This window comes from Amaricoccus sp., from assembly GCF_036846665.1.
GTDB lineage: Bacteria > Pseudomonadota > Alphaproteobacteria > Rhodobacterales > Rhodobacteraceae > Amaricoccus.
This window is the reverse complement of record NZ_DAIUBO010000090.1, coordinates 1-14502: the sequence shown is the minus strand read 5'-3', so window position 1 is coordinate 14502 and position 14502 is coordinate 1. Positions and strand designations below refer to the sequence as shown.

The following is a 14502-nucleotide window of genomic DNA, read 5'->3' as shown; positions in this document are numbered from 1 at the left end:
GGCCTCGGATCGGGCATCGGGGCGCGCCGTCCGCGATCAGGCCGCGGTCAGGCCGCGCTGGGCCAAGAGCGCCTCGACCCCCGGCATCTGGCCGCGGAAGGCGGTGTAGAGCTCGGCAGCCTCGCGCGAGCCGCCCGCGGAATAGACATGCTCGGCCAGCCGCGCCGCAACGTCCGCATCGAAGGGGTCGCCGGTCTCGGTGAAGGCGGCGAAGGCGTCCGCGTCCATCACCTCCGACCACATGTAGGAATAATAGGCCGAGGAATAGCCGTCGCCGGCGAAGACATGCTGGAAATGCGGCGTGGCGTGGCGCATCACGATCGCCTCCGGCATGCCGAGCGCCGCGAGCGTCGCCGCCTGCGCGGCCATGGGATCGGCGGGCGCGGGACCGGCGTGGAAATCGAGATCGACCAGCGCCGATGCCAGGTATTCCACGGTCGCGAATCCCTGATCGTAGTTGCGGGCCGCCAGCAGCCGATCGACCAGGTCGCGCGGCATCGGCGCGCCGGTCTCCACGTGCCGCGCATGGGCCTCCAGAACCTCCGGCGTCGAGAGCCAGTGCTCGTAGAGCTGGCTCGGCAGTTCCACGAAATCCCGCGCCACCGAGGTTCCCGAGATGAAGGCATAGGTCACGTCGGACATCAGCACGTGCAGCGCATGGCCGAATTCGTGGAAGAGCGTGCGCGCGTCGTCGAAGGTCAGGAGGCTCGGGCTCCCCTTCGGCGCCTTGGCGAAATTGCAGACATTGACCGCGATGGGACGCACCTCGCCGTCGAGCTTCGACTGGCTGCGAAACGAACTGCACCAGGCGCCCGACCGCTTCGAGGGCCGCGCGAACCAGTCGCCGATGAAGACGCCCATGTGCCTCTCGCCGCGCCGCACCTCCCAGGCCCGTGCGTCCGGGTGGTAGAGCGGCACGTCGAGCGGCAGGAAGCTCAGGTCGAAGAGCCGGCCCGCCACGTCGAAGGCCGCCGCGATCATCGCCTCGAGCGCGAGATAGGGCTTGATCTCGGCCTCATCGAGATCGTGCTCCTCGCGCTGGCGGATCGCGGAATAATAGCGCCAGTCCCAGGGCTCCAGCGCGCCGTTGATGCCGTCGGCATGGAGCCGGCGCTCGAGTTCCGCCGCATCGGCCTCCGCCTGCGCCCTTGCCGGCCCCCAGACCGCCATCAGCAGCGCGCGCACCGCCTCCGGGGTCCGCGCCATCTCGGTTTCGAGCTTGAAGCTCGCGAAATCCGGATAGCCGAGCAGCCGCGCCCGCTCCTCGCGAAGCTGAAGCGTCTCCGCGACGATGGCGCGATTGTCGCTCGGCCCGCCGTTCGCGCCGCGTGCCACCCAGGCCCGGAAGGCAGTCTCGCGCAGTTCCCGGTCCGGCGAGATCTGCAGGAAGGGCACGATCAGGCTGCGCGAGAGCGTGACCGCATGGCCCGCCTCGCCGCGCTCGGCAGCGGCCTCGGCCGCCGCGGCCACGAGCCAGTCCGGGAGCGGCGCCAGATCCTTCTCCCCGAGCGACAGCGCCCAGGCCTTTTCGTCGGCGAGCACGTTCTGGGAAAACGCGGTGCCGAGGCTCGCGAGCCGCTGCATGATCTCGCGCAACCGGTCGCGCTCGGCACCTTCGAGCCGGGCGCCGGCACGCACGAACATCCGGTGGTAGAGATCGAGCACCCGCGCCGACTCGGCATCGAGCCCGAGGCCCTCCTTGCGCTCCGCCAGCGCGTCGATTCGGGCGAAGAGCCGCGGGTTCATCATCGTCTCGGAATGATGCGCCGCGAGCCGGGGGCTCAGATCGCGCTGCAGCGCCTCGATCGCGTCATTGGTATCGGCCCCCGCCAGCCCAAAGAAGACCGCAGCCACGCGGTCGAGTGCGAGTTCGGCCCGTTCCAGTGCCTCGATCGTATTGGCGAAGCTCGGCGGCGCGGGATCCTCGGCGATGGCGTCGATCCTCGCCCGCGCCTCGGCGAGCGCGGCATCGAAGGCCGGGGCGAAATGTGCGGTCTCGATCGCCTCGAAGGGCGGCAGGCCGAAGGGCGCCGTCCAGTCGCTCAGAAGCGGGTTCATGGTGGTCCCTCCGGCTTGCCGCGTTTCGCTCGCGCCTGATGGCGGGACCGCCCGCCGCGGTCAAGAGGCGGGACCGGCGCGCAGCGTCTCCGCGGCGCCGCGGGCAAAAGCGCGCACCACCGCCGCGTAATAGGCCGAACTCGTCGGCGGCACCGTCACGGTGCCCTCGGGCAGGTAGGGAACCACGTCGCCGGAGGTCGCCGTGACGTCATAGGCGGACACCACGGTCTCGTTGGGATTGAGAAGCGTCACCCGGCCCGACAGCCGCGCATCCGCGAAGGAGGCTCCGGGGGCGTAGAGGCTGGAGAGCGAAAGCTCGTCCACGTCGACGGTGACGGTCTTGCCGCCCGGGTCGATCTGACCCGAGAATTCCGTGGCGAGCGCCGCCTCGAGATCGGACGAGAGATTCTGCCAGTATTGCACGGCGGAGGGGTTCTGCATCGAGGTCAGGTCGGCCTCGACATCGATCTGCGCGATCGTCAGCGGCTCGGGTTCGCTGGTCGCGCAGGCGGCGAGCGCCAGTCCCATGGCACAGAGCATTGCAAGCCTTCGCATGGCTGTCCTCCTCCTCCCGGACGGCGCCGCGCCCCGCGGCGGGTCCTCGAACGACAACCGCCCGGATGCAGGAATCGTTCCGCGCAAGTCCCGGGCCGGCGGAAATCCGCATGCGAATCCCGAGGCCGCGACCCGCGGATGAGCGAGAAAATGCCGCGACAGGTGCCGGAAACCGGGCTATCGGTAGGGAATCGCGGCTTTGTCCGCGAAGAGATTTCGTCCAAAGAGGCTCACCCGTGTTCAGAAAACTTTCCGCCGAGGCCGTCGGCACCTTCACCCTTGTTTTCGGCGGCTGCGGCAGCGCCGTGCTCGCGGCCGGCTTTCCCGACCTCGGCATCGGCTTTCTCGGCGTCGCCCTCGCCTTCGGCCTGACCGTCGTGACCATGGCCTATGCGGTGGGCCATATCTCCGGCGGGCATTTCAACCCGGCGGTCTCGCTCGGCATGGCGATCGGCGGCCGCTTCGCCTGGAGCGAGCTCGTCCCCTACTGGATCGCCCAGCTCGCCGGCGGCCTCGTCGCCGCGGTCGTGCTCTACGTGATCGCCTCGGGCAAGGCCGACTTCACCGCCGGCGGCTTCGCCTCGAACGGCTATGGCGTCAATTCGCCGGGCGGCTACGGCCTATTCGCCTGCCTGCTGATCGAGATCGTGCTGACCGCGCTCTTCCTGATCGTCATCCTCGGCACGACCCACAAGAACGCGCCCTCGGGCTTCGCCCCGCTCGCAATCGGTCTCGCGCTCACCCTCATCCATCTCGTCTCGATCCCGGTGACCAATACCTCGGTCAACCCGGCCCGCTCCACCGCCGTCGCCTTCTTCGCCGAGACCGGCGCGCTCGGGCAACTCTGGCTCTTCTGGGTCGCGCCGCTGGCCGGAGCGGCGCTCGGCGCCGTGATCTGGACGGGGCTCCTTCACCGCGACTAGGCACCGGGCGCGCACCCCTTCCCGGGCCGCCGTCGCGGCGCGGGGTCCGGCTCTCGCCGGAGGCGCGGCCCTTGCCCATGGCTCGCGCGGGCGGTCGCCGGCCGATCGGATTTGCACCTCCGACCCGCATCGCCTAAGCAGCGTGGGTCCCTTAAGGAGAGGAAGACCCGATGCGTCCGACCGCCCGCCATCTGCTCGCCGCAGCTTTCGCCTGCCTCGCCGCCCTGCCGGCGGCGGCGCAGACGCTCGACCGCATCCGCGACGCGGGCGAACTGCGCATCGGCTATCGCGAGGATGCGGCACCGCTTTCCTATGCCGGCGAGGCCGGCCTGCCCTCGGGCTATTCGGTGCTGATCTGCGACGCCATCGCCGAGCACCTCGCCGGGCAGCTCGGCATCGACGTCAAGCCGACCCATGTCCTCGTGGGCGCGGAGGATCGGTTCGACGCGGTGGTGGAGGGCCGGATCGACCTGCTCTGCGGCGCGGCCTCGATCACCCTCGACCGGCGCGAGATCGTCGATTTCTCGCTGCCGGTCTTCGTGGACGGTGCCGCGGTCATGCTGCCCGCCGATGCCCCGCACGAATTCGAGGCGCTGGCCGGCAAGAAGATCGGCGTGCGCGCCGGCACCACCACCGAGATCATCCTGCGCAACTCGCTGGCCGCCAAGGCGATGGAGGCGGAGGTCGTGCCGCTCGATAACCATATTGAGGGGCTCGCCGCGCTCGAGGAAGGCAGGATCGACGCCTATTTCGGCGACCAGTCGATCCTCTTCGCGCTCTATTTCGCCAGCGACATGGCCGAGAATTTCGTGGTCTCCGACAATACGCTGACCATCGAGAAGCAGGGGCTGGCGCTCGCTCGCGGCGACAGCGACTTCCGGCTCGCGGTGGACCGCGCGATCAGCGACCTGTTCCTCTCGGGCCGCATGGCGGATTTCTTCCGCGAGTCCTTCCCCGGCGCCCAGCCCGGCCTCGCGCTCGAGGCGCTGATCCTCCTCGGCCCCGACCTGCCCTGAGCGCACCCCCGCTCGGCTCAGCCCTCCCGGGCTTGACTCGCGAGGGCGCGGGAGAACATCGCCGCATCGACGTTGCCGCCTGTGGCCAGGACGATCACGGCATCACCCGCCAGGGCCTCGGGCCGGTAGAGCGCCGCGGCCAGCGCGACCGCCCCGCCCGGCTCCAGGACGATCTTGAGATGCCGGAACGCAACGGCCATCGCGCGCAGCGCCTCGTCGTCGCCCACCGCGAGTCCCGGCAACGCCAGGCGCGCGAGCACCGGAAAGGTGAGCGCGCCAGGCGCGGGCGTCAGGATCGCGTCGCAGAGCGATCCCGCCGAGACCGCGTTCCGCTCGCGTCGCCCCGCGGCGAGCGAGCGCGCCATGTCGTCGAAACCCTCCGGCTCCACCGGGCGCAGTCGCAGGCCGGGCGCCTCCGCCGCCAGTGCCAGCGCGATGCCGGCGCTCAACCCTCCGCCGCCGCAGGGCACCAGCACCTCCGCCGCCGCCACACCCGCCGCGGCCGTCTGCTCGGCGAGCTCGAGCCCGGTGGTGCCCTGGCCGGCGATCACCTCCGGGTGGTCGAAGGGCGGAATCAGCGTGAGCCCGCGCTCCGCCGCCAGCCGGGCGCCGAGCGCGTCGCGATCCTCGGCGGCACGATCGTAGAGCACGACCTCGCCGCCGAGCGCCCGGGCGCCCGCGACCTTCGTGGCCGGCGCATCGCTCGGCATCAGGATGACCGAAGGCACCCCGTGGGCGGACGCCGCCCAGGCGACGCCCTGCGCGTGATTTCCCGAGGAATAGGCGAGCACGCCCTGCGCCCGCAGGCCCGGCTCAAGCGCCGAGACCGCGGCCCAGCCGCCCCGGGCCTTGAAGGATCCGGTGACCTGCAGGCATTCAGCCTTGACCAGCACACGCCGCCCGGCGATCGCGTCGAGCGCCGGGCTCGCGAGCAGCGGCGTGCGCCGGATGCGGTCGCCGGCCCGCGCCGCGGCGGCCCGGATCGCCGCGATGCCGGTCACGGCGCGAGGCGGGCGAGGAAGGCGCCGATTGCGTCCTGCGAGCAGGGCTCGTCGAGGAAGGGCACGTGGCCGCGGTCCGGCACGATCGTGAGCGCCATGTCCGGGCGCCTTTCCCGCATCGCCTCGGCGGTCGCCTGCGACAGGATGTCGGAATTCGCCCCCCGCAGCAGCGCCAACGGCACGCCGGCCAGCGCATCGAAGAGCGGCCAGAGATCGGTCTGCTCGCCGGCGTCGGACTGGGCGAGGAAGGCGTGGCGCAGCGCCGGATCGTAGCGCAGCTCCAGCCCCGCCGGCGTCTCGCGCAAGGTGCGGCCGAGAAAGACGCGCCACATCGCCGCCGTCACGCCCGGGAATTGCGGCCGCATCTGGGCCGCCGTGGCCGCGGCGAGCATGTCGAGGGAGGGCGCGCTCGGCCGCACCCCGAGATAGGTCAGGATCCGCGCCAGCCCCTCGGCCTCGATCACCGGCCCGATGTCGTTCAGCATCACCCCGATCAGCCGCTCGCGCGCCGCCGCGGCCATGACCATCGACAAGAGGCCGCCGCGCGAGGTGCCGAGCAATGCGACACGCTCCAGCCCGAGGTGGTCGAGCAGCTCGAGCGCATCGCGCGCCTCCACGGCGACGTTGTAATTGGCCGGATCCGGATCGAAGTCCGAGGCGCCCCGCCCGCGCGAATCGAGCCGGATCAGGCGCAGATCCGCACCGAAGGCATCGCGGACCGGATCGAAATCCTCCCCGTTCCGCGTCAGCCCCGCGAGGCAAAGCAGGGGCAGCCCGCTGCCCTCGTCGGCATAGGCGAGCCCGAGCCCGTCCGAGGTCACGAAACGCTTCATTGCCCTGCCTCCGCCAGTTCCGGCACGCCCGAGAGATCCGCCAGTTCGTGATCCGGCATCCAGGGCAGGCGGTCCCGCGGCGCGCCCGTCCGGTTCACCCAGGCCGTCGCGAACCCGTAGCCCGAAGCCGCGGCCGCATCCCATCCGTTGGCCGAGACGAAGAGGACCTCGTCCTTCGCCGTGCCGAATTCCCGCCCGACCAGGTCGTAGACCGCGCGCGCCGGCTTGAAGACCCCCGCCGCCTCGACCGAGAGGATCGCGTCGAGCGACCCGCCGATGCCCGCAGCCTCCACCGCCGCATCGAGCATCGCCGGCTCCCCGTTCGAGAGGATCGCCGTGCCGAGCCGCGCGGCACGCAGCCGCGCCAGCGCCGGCGCCGCGTCCCGAAAGGCATCGGGTTCGCGGTAGAGCGCGCGCAGACGGTCGCGCAGCCCCGCCTCCGCACCGAGCCCCGCCGCATCGAGCGCCCAGTCGAGGGCCTCCCCGGTCACGGTCCAGAAATCCGCATGCGCGTCGGTCACCGCGCGGATCCAGCTGTATTCCAGCTGCTTCTGGCGCCAGTCGCGCGCCACCGCGCCGAAATGCGGGGTGAAAGCCGCGAACTGCGGCTCCGCGGCGACGCGGCGCGCGGGCGAGGCCACGTCGAAGAGCGTGCCATAGGCATCGAAGACCACCAGCTTCAGCACGGGGACCACCCCTCCTTTCCGAGCGCCCCGGAGCCCCGCCCGGACGGGCCTTCAGAGGTTCTCCGGCTGGGCCATGCCCGTCACGTGATAGCCGCCGTCGACGAAGATGATCTCGCCGGTGGTCGAGATGGAGAGATCGGAGGCTAGATAGAGCGCCGCCCCGCCGACCGCCTCGAGGCTGGCATTGGCGCGCAGCGGCGCGTTCATCTCGGTCGCGCGATAGACTTTGCGCGCGCCGGCGATCGCGGCACCGGCCAGCGTGCGCATCGGCCCCGGGCTGATGGCATTGACCCGAACGCCCTGCGGGCCAAGGTCGCTGGCGAGATAGCGCACCGCGCTCTCCAGCGCCGCCTTGGCCACGCCCATGACGTTGTAGTTCGGCGTGACCCGCTGCGCGCCGATATAGGTGAGCGTGATGATCGATCCGCCTTGGGTCATCAGCGGCGCGGCACGGCGGGTGAGGTCGACGAGGCTGTAGCAGGAGATGTCGAGCGAGCGCAGGAAATTCTCCCGGCTGGTGTCGAGAAAGCGGCCGTCGAGCTCGGCCTTGTCGGAGTAGGCGATGGCATGGACCAGCACGTCGAGCCCGCCCCAGACCCGCCCCACCTCGGCGAAGAGCGCATCGAGCGAGGCGGGATCCTGCACGTCCGCCGGCAGCACGATCTCGGCCCCGAGCGAGCGCGCCAGCGGCTCGACCCTGCGCCCGAACCCCTCGCCCTGATAGGTGAAGGCGAGCTCCGCACCCGCGGCGTGCAGCACCTTGGCAATGCCCCAGGCGATGGAATGGTCGTTCGCGACCCCGAGGATCAGCGCCCGCTTGCCGGCCATCAGCCCGCTGGTCGGCCCGGCCTCAGCCATGATAGCGGCTGAGCGCGAGGGTGGCGTTGGTGCCGCCGAATCCGAAGCTGTTGGAGATCACCGTGTCGAGCCCGGCGCCGTCGATCCGCTCCAGCGCGATCTCTCCGGGCCGGATCGCGGGGTCGAGCTCGGTGATATTGGCCGAGGCAGTGATGAAGTCGTCCCGCAGCATGATCAGGCAGTAGATCGCCTCCTGCACGCCGGTCGCGCCGAGCGAATGCCCGGTCAGCGATTTCGTGGAGGAAATCTTCGGCACCGAATCCTCCCCGAAGACCCGGCGGATCGCCTCGACCTCGGTCACGTCGCCGGCCGGCGTCGAGGTGCCATGGGCATTGATGTAGCCGACCTTGCGGTTGCCGATGGTCGAGAGCGCAAGCTTCATGCAGCGCTCGGCCCCCTCGCCGGAGGGCGCCACCATGTCGTAGCCGTCCGAGGTGGCGCCGTAGCCGGTGACCTCGGCATAGATTTTCGCGCCGCGGGCCAGTGCGTGCTCGAGCTCCTCGAGCACCACCACGCCGCCGCCGCCGGCGATCACGAAGCCGTCGCGGGTGGCGTCGAAGGCGCGGCTCGCGGTCCGGGGCGTGTCGTTGTACTTCGAACTCATCGCCCCCATGGCGTCGAAGAGGCAGGAGAGCGTCCAGTCGAGCTCCTCGCCGCCGCCCGCGAAGACGATGTCCTGCTTGCCCCACTGGATCTGCTCGACCCCGTTGCCGATGCAATGCGCGGAGGTCGAGCAGGCCGAGGTGATCGAATAGTTGATCCCCTTGATGTGGAACGGGGTCGCGAGGCAGGCGGAATTGGTCGAACTCATGCCGCGCGTCACCATGAAGGGGCCCATGCGCTTGGGGCTTCCCTTCTCGATGACGATCCGGTGCGCCTCGAAGAGGTTGCGCGTCGACGGCCCGCCCGAGCCCATGATCAGCCCGGTGCGCTCGTTCGAGACCTCGCGCTCCTCCAGCCCGCTGTCGGCGATCGCCTGTTCCATGGCGATGTAGTTCCAGGCCGCCCCGTCGCCCATGAAGCGCAGCTGGCGCTTGTCCACATGCGCCGCGATGTCGATATCGGGGCGCCCGTGCACCTGGCAGCGGAAGCCGCGCTCGGCATAATCCGGCGCGAAGCTGATGCCCGAGCGGCCGGCCTTCAGCGAAACGGTGACCTCGTCGGCGTCGTTGCCGATCGAAGAGACGATCCCGAGGCCCGTGATCACGACACGGCGCATGGCCGGTCCTCCTTCAGTCCGTGAAAAGGCCGACCTTCATGTCGGTGGCAGTATAGATCAGCTCGCCATCGGCCCGCATCTCGCCATTGGCGATGCCGAGCTTGAGCTTGCGGTCGATCACCCGCGTGAAATTGACCGTGTACTCCACCAGCTTCACCGCGGGCGTCACCATGCCGGTGAACTTCACCTCGCCGACACCGAGCGCGCGCCCGCGCCCGGTCATGCCGCGCCAGCCGAGGTTGAAGCCGGTCAGCTGCCAGAGCGCGTCGAGGCCGAGGCAGCCCGGCATCACCGGATCCCCGATGAAATGGCAGGCGAAGAACCAGAGATCCGGGCGGATGCCGAATTCCGCGACCACATGCCCCTTGCCGGCCGGACCGCCCTCGGCGGAGATGTCGGTGATGCGGTCCATCATCAACATCGGCGGCATGGGCAGCTGCGGATTGCCGGTGCCGAACATCTCACCGCGCGCGCAGGCAAGAAGGCCCTCGTGGTCGATCCGGGTCGGCCTTTCCGTCATGTCTGGCCCGTGCCCCCGTCCTGCCGCCTGTCGTTGCAGGTCAGTCCTCTAGCATCGCAGCCGTTCGCGGCGCAAGCGCCCGGTCCGCTATCGTCCCGATTGAAGTTCAGTCGAAGACCTCGCCGGGATCGACGCCCCAGAGCACGCCCTGCGGGATCCAGCCCGTGAAACCGCCGGCGGAGACGTCGCACCATTCCGCCTCGCAGGCCGCGATGCGCGCGATCACGCCCGGCTCGGCCATCGCGCGGACCGCGCTCCGCTCGCTGGGCGCCGCATGGAGCGCCACCGCGGCATCGCCCTGGACGAGACCGGTACGCGCGCCCGACAGGAGCGAATTATGCACCCAGCCGCCCACGCCCTCGGAATCGACCACGCGCCGCCAGAGGCCGTATTCGGCCACCACCTGCAGCGGCAGCCCGCGGCGCACGAATTCCCAATCGACCCGCTGGTCGAAATCCGGACCGCGCCGGGCATTCGCACTCTCCGCCCGGAGCGAGACGTATCGCGGCAGCGGCAGATTGGTGACCGGCCCGCGCGCGCCCGGCTCGGCGGCGGTCCTGCCCGCCGATTCTCCGGCGAACACGGCGATGAGCGCCACGACCGCCGCGCATCGCGCCATGCCCGCGATTCCCGTCAAGACAGGGGCCTCCTGCTCGCATCCTCGTGCCGGGAAGTGTCTGGATCTTCCGGACCGCCCCGTGCAATTATCCCGCAACGATAGCGAATAGCGCGCCGCAGAGAAACAGGAATCCGCATGCCGACTCCCCGCCCGCGCGTCGTGGTGACGCGCCGTCTGCCTGCGCCGGTCGAGTCCCGCCTGCGGGAGCTTTTCGACGTGACCCTCAACGCCGAGGACCGGCCCATGACCGGCGAGGAGCTCGCCCAGGCGATGGCGGGGGCGGAGGTGCTGGTCCCCACCATCACCGACCGGATCGACGCCAACCTGCTCGCCCGCGCCGGCCCGGACCTGCGGCTGATCGCGAACTACGGCGCGGGCTTCGACCATATCGACGTGGCGAGCGCGCTCTCGCGCGGCATCGTGGTGACGAATACCCCCGGCGTGCTGGCCGAGGACACCGCCGACATGGCCATGGCGCTGATCCTCGCGGTGCCGCGCCGGCTGCCCGAGGGGGCGGCGATGATCCAGCGCGGGGAATGGCAGGGCTGGTCGCCCACGGCGCTCATGGGGCACCGCATCGCCGGCAAGCAGCTCGGCATCCTCGGGCTCGGGCGGATCGGCCGGGCGATCGCCCGCCGCGCGCGGACCTTCGGGCTGACGGTCCATTACCACAACCGGCGACGCCTGCATCCCGACACCGAGGCGGAGCTCGGCGCGACCTGGTGGGAGAGCCTCGACCAGATGCTGGCGCGCATCGACATCCTGTCGATCAACGTGCCGCACACGCCCTCGACCTTCCATCTGATGAACGCGCGGCGGCTGAAGCTGATGAAGCCCTCGGCCTATATCGTGAACACCGCCCGCGGCGAGGTGATCGACGAGAACGCCATGGTCCGGATGCTGCGGGCGGGCGAGCTCGGCGGCGCCGGCCTCGACGTCTACGAGCACGGCCACGACATCAGCCCGCTCCTGCGCGACCTGCCCAACGTGATGCTGCTGCCACATATGGGCTCGGCGACCTTCGAAGGGCGGATGGAGATGGGCGAGAAGGTGATCATCAACATCAAGACCTTCGCCGACGGCCACCGCCCTCCCGATCAGGTCGTGCCCGCGATGCTCTGACACCGACTGCGGGCCTTCGGTCCGCCCGCAGAGGATTTCTCGGGTGGATCGCCATGGTTGGGCCGCCCTGGCGCGGTTGCGGCTGGAGCATGGCAGGCGGAGCGCCGCCCGCACGACGCCCGTCGGGCGCGTCGCGATCGCGTTCATGGTGGATCGGTCGGATCCCGTGGAGCGCGGGGCGATGGACGAATCGTCCGCGCAATCGACCGGTTTGTGGGACTGCGCGATCGAATGGAGCTTTGCGATGCCAGCGCGGCGGGGCAGCGTGACTACCTGACCGGATGGACCAGGAAACGTCCTCCGATGCAGGAGCGGTCCGACCTCGTGGCCTACCCGCCTGCCGATTGCCACGCATCCAGGCCGCCAGCTGTCCGCGGCGGATGCAAGCGCCGGGGATCCGACGCAAGTCCTTGAGTTAGGTGGTGGGCTCGGAAGGATTCGAACCTTCGACCAATTGATTAAGAGTCAACTGCTCTACCACTGAGCTACGAGCCCGCACGTTCAGCCTTGGTGAGCCCGACAGGATTCGAACCTGTGACCCACTGATTAAAAGTCAGTTGCTCTGCCAACTGAGCTACGGGCCCAACGCTTGGGGCTGCCCTAAGCAACCCGGCCCGCAGGGTCAAGGGGAATCGCCCGCCGCGTCGGGCGTGTGGCCGCGCCCCGAACCTTCGCCTATATAGCGGCGATGGAACGCGAATCCCGAAGCCCCGCGCGGTCGCAGGGCCTGCACTTTCTGAAGATGCACGGACTCGGCAACGATTTCGTCGTTCTCGACGCGCGCGCCTCGGGCGAAGCCGTGACGCCTGCGCTGGCACGCGCGCTGGGGGATCGCAACCGAGGTATCGGCTTCGACCAGCTCGCGGTGATCCGGGCGGACGGCGCGGGCCCGGTGCGCGTCGATTTCTGGAACGCCGACGGCAGCGCGGCGGATGCCTGCGGCAATGCGACGCGCTGCGTCGCGCGGCTGCTGATGGCCGAATCCGGAGGCGATTCCTGCGACCTCGAAACCGGCCGCGGCCGGCTTCTGGCACGGGATGCCGGCGACGGGCTGATCGCGGTCAACATGGGAGCGCCGCAGCTCACCTGGGAGGCGGTGCCGCTGGCGCACGCTATGGATCTCGATGCGCTGCCGATCGAGGGCGATCCGGGCGCGGCGGGCATGGGCAATCCCCATTGCGTCTTTGTGGTGCCGGATGCGGAGACGGTCGACCTCGCCACCATCGGCCCCGGCATCGAGCATCATCCGCTCTTTCCCGAGCGGACGAATGTCGAATTCGTGCAGGTGATCGACCCGGCCACCATCCGGATGCGCGTCTGGGAACGCGGCGGCATGGTCACGCTGGCCTGCGGATCCGGCGCCTGCGCCGCCGTGGTGGTGACAGCGCGGCGGGGGCTGACCGGGCGGAAGGTGACGGTCCGCCTCGATGGCGGCGAGCTGCTCGTGGACTGGCGCGACGACGGCGTCTGGATGACCGGGCCCACGGCGCTGGTCTTCGAGGGCCGGCTCTCGGCCGAGTTCCTGGCCGCCCTCCGATGACCGCCCCGAGCTTCCGCACCTTCGGCTGCCGGCTGAACGCCTACGAGACCGAGGCGATGCGCGGGCTCGCCGAGCGCGCCGGGGTCGAGGATGCGGTGATCGTCAATACCTGCGCGGTGACCGCCGAGGCGGTGCGGCAGGCCCGCCAGGGCATCCGCCGGCTGCGGCGCGAGCATCCCTCGGCGCGGATCGTGGTCACCGGCTGCGCGGCCCAGACCGAGGCCGGGCGCTTCGCGGCGATGGAGGAGGTCGACGTCGTACTCGGCAACGACGCCAAGCTCCGCCCGGAGACCTGGGCGGCGCTGGGGCGCGATGGCGGCGGCCGGGTGCAGGTCGGCGACATCATGGCCGAGACCGCGGCGCCGGCGCCGCTGATCGACGGGCTGGGGACGCGGGCGCGGGCCTATGTGCAGGTGCAGAACGGCTGCGACCACCGCTGCACCTTCTGCATCATTCCTTTCGGCCGCGGGAATTCGCGCAGCGTGCCGGCGGAAGTGGTGGTCGGGCAGGTCGCGCGGCTGCGCGACCGGGGCTTCAACGAGGTGGTGCTGACCGGGGTCGACCTGACGAGCTGGGGGGGCGATCTCGAAGGGACGCCGCGGCTCGGCGATCTCGTGGCGGCGATCCTGGCCCGGGTGCCGGATCTGGCGCGGCTCCGGATCAGCTCGATCGACAGCGTCGAGGCCGATCCCCGGCTGATCGAGGCGATCGGCGGCGAGCCGCGGCTGATGCCGCATCTGCACCTGTCGCTGCAGGCGGGCGACAACCTGATCCTCAAGCGCATGAAGCGGCGGCATTCGCGGGAGGATGCCATCGCGGTCTGTGCGCGGCTGCGCGCGGCGCGGCCGGAGATCGTCTTCGGGGCCGACATCATCGCGGGCTTTCCCACCGAGACGGAGGCGATGTTCGCGCGCTCGCTCGATCTCGTCGCGGAATGCGGCCTGACCTGGCTGCATGTCTTTCCCTTCAGCCCGCGCGAGGGCACGCCGGCGGCGCGCATGCCGCAGGTCGATCCCGCCCTGGTGCGGGAGCGGGCGGCGCGGCTGCGGGCCCTCGGCGCGGAAAGGGTGCGCCTGCATCTCGCCGCGATGCGGGGGCGCGAGGTGCGGCTGCTGATGGAGAAGCCCGATCTCGGGCGAACCGAGGGCTTCGCGCAGACGCGGCTGAGCACGCCGGCGCTTCCCGGCAGCATCGTCGCGGCCCGGATCTCCGCGGCCACGGCGGCGCATCTGCTGGCCGACGCGCTTTAGGTAGGCACCGCCTGCCGGAGCGGGCCTGCGACGCCGCCGCCCGGGGGCGCCGGCGTCGCGAGGGTCACATCTTGGAATCGGCCTTTTCCGCGGTGCCGGTCAGGGCGTCGCCGGTGGCGGAGACGTCCTTGCCGGCGCCGGCGAGCGTGTTGCAGGCCGAGAGCGCCATGACGGCGAGCAGGGCGCAAAGGATCTTGCGGTTCATCTTGTCCCTCCGGGGAATACGAGCTTCGACATTCTGGCGCCGCCGGCCGCTCCGGGGATCGGGAAGACCCGGGATCGTGCCCGCACCGGGACCGACA

General features: G+C 70.6%; 16 protein-coding genes and 2 tRNA genes. 6 read left to right on the top strand and 12 right to left on the bottom strand.

Features of this window, described 5'->3' with window-relative positions:
- Window positions 1-36 precede the first annotated feature (36 nt).
- A complete protein-coding gene (locus V7050_RS10550; RefSeq protein ID WP_324375380.1) occupies window positions 37-2058 on the bottom strand; it encodes a M3 family metallopeptidase in 2022 nt (673 codons plus the stop codon).
- Between the two features lie 60 nt (window positions 2059-2118).
- A complete protein-coding gene (locus V7050_RS10545) occupies window positions 2119-2613 on the bottom strand; it encodes a hypothetical protein (protein ID WP_324368220.1) in 495 nt (164 codons plus the stop codon).
- 236 nt (window positions 2614-2849) lie between these two features.
- Here V7050_RS10545 and aqpZ point away from each other — a divergent pair, with 236 nt between their 5' ends.
- Window positions 2850-3536 (top strand): aquaporin Z, encoded by a 687-nt coding sequence (aqpZ, locus tag V7050_RS10540; RefSeq protein ID WP_324368222.1) that lies wholly within the window; start codon window positions 2850-2852, stop codon window positions 3534-3536.
- Between the two features lie 170 nt (window positions 3537-3706).
- Window positions 3707-4552, top strand: a complete 846-nt coding sequence (locus tag V7050_RS10535) for an amino acid ABC transporter substrate-binding protein (protein WP_324368223.1) — start codon at window positions 3707-3709, stop codon at window positions 4550-4552.
- Between the two features lie 17 nt (window positions 4553-4569).
- On the opposite strand, the gene V7050_RS10530 is transcribed toward V7050_RS10535, so the two are convergent.
- The 7 genes from V7050_RS10530 to V7050_RS10500 form a co-directional block, all read right to left on the bottom strand.
- The gene (locus V7050_RS10530) at window positions 4570-5553 is read right to left on the bottom strand and encodes a threonine ammonia-lyase (RefSeq protein WP_324368225.1); all 984 of its coding nucleotides are present in this window, start codon (window positions 5551-5553) and stop codon (window positions 4570-4572) included.
- The gene (locus V7050_RS10525) at window positions 5550-6386 is read right to left on the bottom strand and encodes an alpha/beta fold hydrolase (protein ID WP_324368227.1); all 837 of its coding nucleotides are present in this window, start codon (window positions 6384-6386) and stop codon (window positions 5550-5552) included. Before V7050_RS10525 ends, V7050_RS10530 begins: the two co-directional genes overlap by 4 nt.
- Window positions 6383-7072 carry a haloacid dehalogenase type II gene (locus V7050_RS10520; RefSeq protein ID WP_324375378.1) on the bottom strand — a complete coding sequence of 230 codons (690 nt, stop codon included), beginning with the start codon at window positions 7070-7072 and terminating at the stop codon, window positions 6383-6385. The genes V7050_RS10525 and V7050_RS10520 overlap by 4 nt, the downstream gene beginning before the upstream one ends.
- A gap of 51 nt (window positions 7073-7123) precedes the next feature.
- A complete protein-coding gene (locus V7050_RS10515; protein WP_324368230.1) occupies window positions 7124-7930 on the bottom strand; it encodes an enoyl-ACP reductase FabI in 807 nt (268 codons plus the stop codon).
- Window positions 7923-9149: a beta-ketoacyl-ACP synthase I gene (gene fabB, locus V7050_RS10510; protein WP_324368232.1), complete on the bottom strand. Its 1227-nt coding sequence runs from the start codon at window positions 9147-9149 to the stop codon at window positions 7923-7925. Before fabB ends, V7050_RS10515 begins: the two co-directional genes overlap by 8 nt.
- Before the next feature lie 13 nt (window positions 9150-9162).
- Window positions 9163-9669, bottom strand: coding sequence for a 3-hydroxyacyl-[acyl-carrier-protein] dehydratase FabA (fabA, locus tag V7050_RS10505; protein WP_324368234.1), 507 nt, complete (start codon window positions 9667-9669; stop codon window positions 9163-9165).
- A 106-nt stretch (window positions 9670-9775) separates the two neighbouring features.
- Window positions 9776-10306, bottom strand: coding sequence for an SH3 domain-containing protein (locus V7050_RS10500; protein WP_324368236.1), 531 nt, complete (start codon window positions 10304-10306; stop codon window positions 9776-9778).
- Between the two features lie 117 nt (window positions 10307-10423).
- Here V7050_RS10500 and V7050_RS10495 point away from each other — a divergent pair, with 117 nt between their 5' ends.
- Window positions 10424-11410: a 2-hydroxyacid dehydrogenase gene (locus V7050_RS10495; RefSeq protein ID WP_324368238.1), complete on the top strand. Its 987-nt coding sequence runs from the start codon at window positions 10424-10426 to the stop codon at window positions 11408-11410.
- A gap of 43 nt (window positions 11411-11453) precedes the next feature.
- Window positions 11454-11687: a hypothetical protein gene (locus V7050_RS10490; protein ID WP_324368241.1), complete on the top strand. Its 234-nt coding sequence runs from the start codon at window positions 11454-11456 to the stop codon at window positions 11685-11687.
- Between the two features lie 143 nt (window positions 11688-11830).
- Here V7050_RS10490 and V7050_RS10485 read toward each other — a convergent pair.
- Both V7050_RS10485 and V7050_RS10480 read right to left on the bottom strand, forming a co-directional pair.
- Window positions 11831-11905, bottom strand: a tRNA-Lys gene (locus tag V7050_RS10485).
- A 13-nt stretch (window positions 11906-11918) separates the two neighbouring features.
- Window positions 11919-11994: transfer RNA gene (locus tag V7050_RS10480), tRNA-Lys, on the bottom strand.
- Window positions 11995-12152: 158 nt separating this feature from the next.
- Between V7050_RS10480 and dapF the strand changes: the two genes are divergently transcribed.
- Entirely contained in the window at window positions 12153-12950 is a 798-nt protein-coding gene (gene dapF / locus V7050_RS10475) for a diaminopimelate epimerase (RefSeq protein WP_324370607.1), read from the top strand.
- Window positions 12947-14200 (top strand): tRNA (N(6)-L-threonylcarbamoyladenosine(37)-C(2))-methylthiotransferase MtaB, encoded by a 1254-nt coding sequence (mtaB, locus tag V7050_RS10470; RefSeq protein ID WP_324370605.1) that lies wholly within the window; start codon window positions 12947-12949, stop codon window positions 14198-14200. Before dapF ends, mtaB begins: the two co-directional genes overlap by 4 nt.
- 64 nt (window positions 14201-14264) lie before the next feature.
- Here the strand turns inward: mtaB and V7050_RS10465 are convergent, their stop codons facing one another.
- On the bottom strand, window positions 14265-14405 hold the full coding sequence (locus V7050_RS10465; RefSeq protein ID WP_324370603.1) for an entericidin A/B family lipoprotein: 141 nt from the start codon (window positions 14403-14405) through the stop codon (window positions 14265-14267).
- Between the last annotated feature and the right edge of the window lie 97 nt (window positions 14406-14502).